This is a genomic window from Actinocrispum wychmicini, from assembly GCF_004345645.1.
Taxonomy (GTDB): domain Bacteria; phylum Actinomycetota; class Actinomycetes; order Mycobacteriales; family Pseudonocardiaceae; genus Kibdelosporangium; species Kibdelosporangium wychmicini.
In genome coordinates this window covers 44,246-52,777 of the sequence record NZ_SLWS01000022.1, presented here as the reverse complement: position 1 = coordinate 52,777, position 8,532 = coordinate 44,246, and the positions used below count along the sequence as shown (strand labels likewise).

The 8,532-nt window shown below is 67.9% G+C and carries 1 protein-coding gene; it reads right to left on the bottom strand.

What is annotated here, in order from left to right; all coding sequences use genetic code 11:
- Positions 1-8,529, bottom strand: coding sequence for a type I polyketide synthase (locus EV192_RS52075; protein ID WP_132126267.1), 8,529 nt, complete (start codon positions 8,527-8,529; stop codon positions 1-3).
- Positions 8,530-8,532 lie beyond the last annotated feature (3 nt).

The following is an 8,532-nucleotide window of genomic DNA, read 5'->3' as shown; positions in this document are numbered from 1 at the left end:
TTACGAGCGGCCGAGCTCCTTGTTGATGAACTCGAAGATCTCGTCGTCCGTCGCCGATGCCAGCTGCTGGGCGACGGCCGGCTCGCGCCGGTCGGCATCCAACTTCGACAGCATGGCCCGAAGACGGGCGGTCACTGTGCCGAGAACGTCATCATCTGGGGAAAACGCTGAAATCGCGGTCTCAAGCTTGTCCAGTTCGGTCAGCACAGGTTCGTGCTGCCGCTCGCCCAACGCGGCCAGGACGACCCGCGCCAGTTCGGCCGGCGTGGGGTGGTCGAACACGGCCGTGGCGGGCACCGGACAGCCGGTCGCGACGGTCAGCCGGTCCCGCAACTCGACCGCGGTCAACGAGTCGAACCCGAGTTCCTTGAACGACCGGGTGGCGTCCACACCGTCCGGTGTGCGATGCCCGAGGACGGCCGCGGCTTCGGCCGTGACCAGGTCGACGAGGATGCGATGCCGTTCGGCCGCCGGAACCCCGGCCAGTCGCTCCGCGAGTCGATTGTCCGTGGGTGTCTCGACTTCGGGCAGTCGCGCCTCGGGCAGGTCGTCCAGCAGGGGACGTGGCCGGGCTGCGGTGAACGCGGGCACGAACCGGGCCCAGTCCACGTCCGCCACGGTCAGCCCGGTCTCGTCGTCGTCCAGAGCCTGTTTCAGGGCGGTCAACGCCCGGTCTGGTGCCATCGCGCGTATTCCCCGGCGCCGCAACCCGTCAGCGTCAGCCGCCATGCCCCCGCCCGCCCAGGCACCCCAGGCGATCGACGTGGCCGGCACCCCACGGGCACGGCGACGCTCGGCCAGGGCGTCCAGGTACGCGTTCGCGGCGGCATAACCGGCCTGGCCGCCGCTGCCCCAAGTGGCCGCACTGGACGAGAACATCACGAAGGCATCCAGACCGTCATTGTCTAGTAGTTCATCTAGATTCGCGGCGCCGGCGACCTTCGCGGACAGAACATCCGACAGTCCACCGAGATCAGTGTCCGCGAGCATCCCGGCCTGCACCACGCCGGCCGCGTGCACTACGGCGTTGACCTTGGGAATACCGGCGAGCAACGCGGTCAGGTCAGCGCGGTCGGCCACATCGCATCTGGCCACGGTCACCTGGGCGCCGAGCGCGGTCAACTCAGCGGTCAACTCGTCAACACCAGGCGCCTCCGGCCCGCTGCGGCTGGTGAGCACGAGGTGTTCAGCTCCGGCGCGGGCGAGCCAGCGAGCGACCTGCGCGCCGAGTGCTCCGGTGCCGCCCGTGATCAGCACAGTGCCGCGCGGGACGAAGTCACGGACCTTGTCGCCGCGCCGCGCCGGCACGAGCCGCCTGACCAGCGTGCCCTCCTCGTGGATCGCCACCTGGTCCTCGTTGCCGGTGAGCACTGCGAGTAGTCGGTCGATCACGTGATCGTCCATTGTGTCCGGAAGATCGACGAGACCGCCCCAGCGGTCGGCGTGCTCCAGGCCGATCACCCTGCCCAGGCCCCAGATCTGCGCCTGCACCGGCCGGGACACCGCGCCTTGGGTGACGAGCCAGAGCGGCGAGGTGACTCCGGCGTCGCCCAACGCCTGTGCCACCAGCTGGGTGGCCGCGACACCGCATGGAACAACGGGATACTCGGGGTGTGGCCGCTCGTCGGCGGCAAGGAAGGACACGACACCGGTAGTCGCTGGTGATCCGGCGGTGACCGTCCTGAACTGCTCCGCGATCGTGGCTCGGTCGCTCGCTGGGTCTATCGTCACCACTTCGAACGGCCTCACCACCGCTGCCATCCACTCGGGCTGGTTCGGCGGCACGAGCGCCAGCCACCGCCCCTCCGCCCGCCCGGTGGGCTCCGGAGCGGCCTTCCATGTGATCCGGTAGCGCCAGCCGGCCACCCCGCCGTCCGGCTGCCCGGCCGGTTCCAGCCAGTACCGTTCGCGTTGGAACGCGTATGTCGGCAGGTCCACCCGGGTGCCCTGGCCGAAGACCGCCCGCCAGTCCGGTGTCGTCCCCGTCACGTACAGCTTGGCGAGGCCGGCCATCAGCGCGTCTGGTTCCGGTTTGTCCTTGCGCTGCAACGGGATCGTGATCGCTTCCTGGTCGAGGCCGTCGCGGGCCATGGCGGTGAGCACACCGTCCGGGCCGATCTCGACAAACCGCGTCACTCCCTCGGATTCCAGGCAGCGCAACGCGTCCAGGAACCTGACGGGCTCTCGGACCTGACGCACCCAGTACTCCGGCGAGCACATCTCCTCGGCCATCAACCCACCGGTCACTGTGGACACCAAGGGCAGCTGCGGAGTCTGGTACGACAAGCTTTCAGCAACCCGCCGGAACTCCGCCAGCATCCCGTCCATCAACGGCGAATGAAAACTGTGGCTCACGCGCAGCCGCTTGTGCTCGAACCGTTCGGCAATTGCGAGAGCACTGCTCTCGCCTCCGGAGATCACCACCGACAACGGTCCGTTCACCGCCGCGATACTCACCCGGTCGGACAGCAACGGCGTGACTTCTTCCTCAGAAGCCTTGAGGGACACCATCGCGCCACCTTGCGGCAACGCCTGCATCAGGTCGCCCCGCGCCGCGACCAACCGGCAGGCGTCGTCCAATGTGAACACTCCGGCGACGTGCGCGGCGGCCAGTTCGCCGATGGAGTGCCCCAACAGGTAGTCCGGAACGATCCCCCACGACTCCACCAGCCGGAACAACGCCACCTCGAACGCGAACAGCGCGGGTTGCGTCCAGCCGGTCTGATCCAGGTCCCGACCTTCGAAGACGACGTCTTTGAGCGGCCGGTCGAAACGCGCGCACACCTCGTCGAACACTTCGGCGAACGTCGGGAACTCCTCGTACAGCGCGCGACCCATGCCAGCACGCTGGGCGCCTTGGCCGGTGAACAGGAACGCTGTCTCGGCGTCGGATCCGGCCTGTCCATGGATAACCAGGGGTGTCGTCGTGCCCTTCGCGAGTGCCCGCAGGCTTTCCTTGTAGTCGCCGAGCACGACCGCCCGGTGCGTCAGGTGGGATCGTGTCGTTGCCAACGAGTATCCGACGTCATCGCGGTCTACATAGGACATGAGCCGAGCGGCTTGCTCACGCAGTGCCGACGCGTTGTGTCCGGACAGCAGCCACGGTCCCGGCTTGCGGGGTTCGACGGGCTCTTCGGGGGTGTTCGGGGCTTGTTCGATGATGGTGTGGGCGTTGGTGCCGCTGATTCCGAACGAGGACACCGCCGCGCGCCGGGTTCGCTGCCCAGCGGGCCACGGAACGGGCTCAGTCAACAACCGGACATCACCCACCGTCCAGTCCACATGGGACGATGGCGTGTCGGCGTGCAGGGTCCTGGGCAGGATGTCGTGCCGCATGGCCATGACGACCTTGATGACACCCGCCACGCCAGACGCGGCCTGCGCGTGGCCGATGTTCGACTTCACCGAACCGAGCCACAACGGCCGGTCTCGATCCCGGCCGTAGGTCGCGAGCAACGCCTGGGCTTCGATCGGGTCGCCGAGCGTGGTGCCGGTGCCGTGCGCCTCCACCGCGTCAATGTCGAATGGTGACATTCGGGCATCGGCCAGTGCCGCCCTGATCACCCGCTGTTGGGAAGGTCCGCTGGGCGCGGTCAGTCCGTTGGACGCGCCGTCCTGGTTCACCGCCGACCCACGCACCACCGCCAGCACCGGGTGCCCGTTGCGGACCGCGTCGGACAGACGCTCCACGAGGAGTACACCAGCACCTTCCGCCCAGGCCGTGCCGTCGGCGTCGTCCGAGAACGCCTTGCAGCGGCCGTCGGGCGCCAGTCCTCGTTGCCTGCTGAACTCGACGAACGCCCCGGGAGTGGACATCACGGTCACGCCGCCCGCCAGGGCCATCTCGCATTCACCCGACCTGAGCGACCGGACCGCCAGGTGCAACGCCACCAGCGAGGACGAGCACGCGGTGTCCACCGTGATCGCCGGACCCACCAGCCCGAACGTGTACGAGAGGCGGCCGGACGCGACCGCGCCGGAGCTGCCGACGAGAGCGTGCCCCTGCAGCTCGGCCGGAATGTCGGCGGCCGAACCGTAACCCTGGTATGCGCAGCCGACGAACACTCCAGTCTGGCTGCCGCGTACCGAGTCCGGGGCGATTCCGGCGCGTTCGAAGACCTCCCAGGCGACCTCCAGCAGCAGCCGCTGCTGCGGATCGGTGGCCAGGGCCTCACGTGGGCTCATCTCGAAGAATGCCGGGTCGAACAGCGGGGCGTCGTGCACGAATCCACCTTCGTACACATAGGACGCTCCGTCGGGGATGTCCCAGCCGCGGTCGGTCGGGAACCCGGACACGGCGTCACCGCCGGCCGCCACCAGGTCCCACAAGTCCTCCGGCGACTGGACACCACCGGGATACCGGCAGCTCATGCCGATGATCGCGATCGGCTCGTCGTCGGCCGTGGCCACCGGGGCCGGGGCCGGGGCGTCGTGCCCGAACAACTCCCCCAGCAGGTGGCCGGCAAGAGCTGTCGGCGTGGGGTGGTCGAACACCATCGAGGACGGCAACGTCAGTTCGGTGGCGGCACTGAGGCCGTTGCGGAGTTCCACGGCCATCAAGGAGTCGAATCCGAGGTCCTTGAACGCCTTGGTGACGTCCACCCGGTCCACGTCCGCATAGCCGAGCACGGCGGCCGTTTGCTTACGTACCAGCTGCACCAGCGTCCGCTCCCGCTTGGCCACCGGTAGTTCGGCCAGCCGCTGCTTCGGTCCTTCGTCGGTGAAGCGGCTCCAGTCGATGTCGGCGATGGCGAGACAGGTGACGTCCGCGGCGAGGACCTGTTTCAACGCCTGGACGGCCCGGCCGGGATCGAGCGGCGACAGGCCGGAACGGCGCAGCCGGGATTCGAAAGCCTTCGCCATCCCTGCGCCGGCCCACGGTCCCCATGCGACGGACGTCGCCTTCAAGCCCAGTGCTCGGCGGTACTCGGCGAGCGCGTCCAGATAGGCGTTGGCCGCCGCGTAGTTGGCCTGACCTACCGAGCCGAGCGTGCCCGCGATCGAAGAGAACATCACCAGCGGCACCGAGGTCAGCTCGTGCAAGTGCCTCGCCGAGTCCACTTTGGATCTCAGGACCGTGGTGAAACGTTCCGGTGTCAGGGTATCCAGCGTGCCGTCGTCGAGTACACCGGCCGCGTGCATCACCGCGTCAGGCGGAACGTCCGCCAGCAGTTGAGCGAGGGCTTCCCGATCCGAGACGTCACACGCGACGATCGACACCCGCACGCCCATGCCAGTCAGTTCGTCCGCCAGCTCCGCCGCTCCTGGCGCGTCCGAGCCACGTCGACTGGTCAGGACAAGGTGGTCTACACCTTCGCTGGCCAGCCAACGCGCCACATGTGCGCCTACAGCCCCTGTTCCACCTGTGACCAGTACAGTGCCGTGTGGCTGCCAGCCGTCCTTTGGCTCAACCTTTGCCGGAACCAAGTGTCGACTGTATACAGTATTGCGGATCGCGACCTGGTTCTCGGCGCCTGACAGCACCGAGCAGAGCTGGGCGATCGCGTGCTCGTCGACGTTCGCCGGCAGGTCGACGAGCCCGCCCCACCGGTCCGGATACTCCAGCGCCGCCACCCGGCCGAGGCCCCACAGCATGGCCTGGTCGGGATCACGCAGCGGATCACCAGGTCCGGTCGACACCGCCCCTCGGGTGACGCACCACAGTGGGGCCTCGATCCCCGCTTGCAACAGTTCGACTGTCGCCAGTAGTCCGAGGAGCGAGATCACACCGTCGACCTGGGCTTCCCGGTCGGAGGTGACTTCAATGCCGTGGGCACGGAGACCGTGGGTGACTGCGGCGGCCGTCTCGTCTCCGTCTGCGGCAACGACCAGCCAGGTTCCCGCCGGCAAGGTTGCGGGGAGGTCGAAGGGTGTCCAGCTGACCTCGTACTGCCGTCCGTCCACAGCCGACTGTTGTTTCCGCCAGCCGTCCTCCAGCCAGTACCGTTCGCGTTGGAACGGGTACGTGGGCAGGTCGATCCTTTGCCCGCCGGCCAAAACCCTCGTCCACTCCGGACTGAATCCGTCCACATGCAACCGACCGACCGCGGACATCAAAGTGTGCACCTCGGGCCGGTCCCGCCGCATCAACGCGACCCCGTCGACCAGAGCCGACAACACCCCGCCCGGCCCGACCTCCACGAACCGCCCCACACCCTCGGCCTTCAGCGCCTCGACACCCTCATGGAACCGCACAGTGTCCCGAACCTGCCGAACCCAGTACTCCGCGTCGAACACGTCACCACCGGCGGCCGCCATCACCGGAATCGAAGCCCGCTCAAACCGCACACTCTCCGCAACCCGGCGGAACTCCGCAATCATGCCGTCCATGTGATGCGAATGGAACGCGTGACTGACATTCAGGCGTTTCCCGTCGAAGCGCTCCGCCAATTCCAGCACCGCGTCCTCATCACCGGAAATCACCACCGACGACGGACCGTTCACCGCCGCGATGCTCACCCGCTCATCCAACTGGAGTTCGTCCGGGGACACCCGTAACGCGGCCATCGCCCCACCGGATGGCAACGCCTGCATCAACCGCGCGCGAGCCGCCACCAATCGGCACGCGTCCGCCAACGAGAACACGCCAGCCACATGCGCCGCCGCGAACTCCCCAATCGAATGCCCCAGCACAGCATCCGGCCTGAGGCCCCACGACTCCACCAACCGGAACAACGCCACCTCAACCGCGAACAACCCCGGCTGAGCCCACCCAGTCTGATCCAACTCCCGCTGAACCAACCCGCTCCGATCCAACCCCGCCTGAGCCCCCGTGCGATCCACCCCAGTCTGATCCACCCCCGCCGAATCCCCGAACACCACGTCCTTCAGCCCCGGCTCGAAATGCCCGCACACCTCATCGAAAACCGAGGCGAACAAAGGGAAATCCGCGTAAAGTTCCCGCCCCATCCCGGCCCGCTGAGCACCCTGCCCCGTGAACAGGAAAGCCGTCCGAGTGCGCCGAGCCACCCCCATCTCAGCCACCCCGTCGACCACAACCGCGCGATGCTCGAACACCGACCGCGAAGCCAACGAGAAACCCACATCCAACGGATCCCCAGCAACAACCCGCAACCGCTCGACCTGATCCCGAACAGCCCCCACACTCCGCCCCGAAACCACCCACGGCACCACCCCGGCGTATCTCGCGTTCCCGGACGGTGTGTCGCCCGTTCCGGTACCGTGAGATTCCCCTTCCTCAAGGATCACGTGCGCGTTCGTCCCGCTGATGCCGAAGGACGACACTCCGGCTCGTCGCGGCTCACCACGGTCGGGCCACGGCGTCTCGTCGGTCAGCAGCCGTACGTCTCCCGCCGCCCAGTCCACATGTGACGACGGCTGGTTCACGTGCAGTGTCTTCGGCAGCACCCCGTGGCGCAGCGCCATGACCATCTTGATGACACCGGCGACCCCGGCGGCGGCCTGGGTATGTCCAATGTTCGACTTTACCGACCCCAGCCACAGCGGCCGGTCACGATGTCCGAATGTTGACATTAGGGCATTGGCCTCGATCGGATCGCCGAGCGACGTCCCGGTGCCGTGCGCCTCGACCGCGTCAATGTCGAATGTTGACATTCGGACATTGGCCAACGCCGCCTGGATCACCCGCTGTTGGGCAGGGCCGTTCGGCGCGGTCAGACCGTTGGAGGCGCCGTCCTGGTTGACTGCCGACCCACGAACCAAAGCAAGCACTTGGTGACCATGGCGTTGGGCGTCGGACAACCGCTCAAGCAGCAACAGCCCGGCGCCTTCGCCCCATCCGGCGCCGTCCGCGTCGTCGGAGAACGCCTTGCACCGGCCGTCGGCAGCCATCCCACCCTGGCGGCTGAACTCCAGGAACGCGGCCGGCGTGGCCATCACCGCCACACCGCCGGCCAGAGCCAGCGTGCATTCCCCCTGCCGCAACGCCTGCACCGCCAGATGCAACGCCACCAAGGACGACGAGCACGCCGTGTCGATCGTCATCGCCGGCCCCTCAAGGCCGAACGTGTATGCCAACCGTCCAGATGCGACACTGCCGGCGTTGCCGGTGAGCAGGTGGCCGGCGACGGCTTCCGGGACGTTCGTCAGGCCGGCGCCGTACTCCTGGTTGCTGCACCCGACGAACACCCCGGAGTTGCTTCCCTTGAGGGACAACGGATCGATCCCGGCCTGCTCGAACGTCTCCCACGCGACCTCCAGCAGCAGTCGCTGCTGCGGATCGGTCGCCACCGCCTCCCGCGGCGAGATCCCGAAGAACTCCGGGTCGAACCGGGTGGCGTCGTAGACGAATCCGCCTTCGCGGGTGTGACTGGCGGCCAGGTCGTCCGGGCGCCAGCCACGGTCGTCCGGGAAGGCCGAGATCGCGTCGGCGCCGGTGGTCAGCAGGCGCCAGAAGTCGGCGGGCGACCGCACGTCACCGGGGAACCGGCAGCCCATGCCGACGATCGCGACCGGTTCGCTGAACCGTTGCTGTTGCTGGCGCAGCCGTTCGTTCTCGCGCAGTGAGGCACGCAACGCCTCGACGACCTGGTCAGGTGACGTTGCCATGGG